This is a genomic window from Shewanella sp. AS16 (genome assembly GCF_021412365.1).
GTDB lineage: Bacteria > Pseudomonadota > Gammaproteobacteria > Enterobacterales > Shewanellaceae > Shewanella > Shewanella salipaludis.
Map to the genome: position 1 here is coordinate 1 of NZ_JAKCLK010000361.1, position 285 is coordinate 285.

At 50.9% G+C, this 285-nt stretch carries 1 protein-coding gene; it reads left to right on the forward strand.

Annotated features, from left to right (window positions below):
* Positions 1-285 (forward strand): outer membrane protein OmpK (locus LZP73_RS20655; protein WP_326490386.1); only part of this gene is annotated, 285 nt, incomplete at both ends.

Here is a 285-nt window from a genome sequence, read left to right on the forward strand (position 1 = left end):
GACGATATGTTCCTTTACGGGATCGGCTACAATTTCACCGGCAGCGGTTGGTGGTTCAAACCGTTCTTTGCAAAACGCTATACAGACCAAACCTATTATACCGGCGATAACGGTTATGTCGCCGGTTGGGTTGCAGGTTACAGCTTTATGCTGGGCAGTGAGAAATTCACCCTCACCAACTGGAACGAGTACGAGTTTGATCGTGATGCCACCTACGCGGCAGGTAATGGCGGCAAAGAAGGTCTGAACGGTGCCGTCGCACTTTGGTGGAATGCAACTTCACAC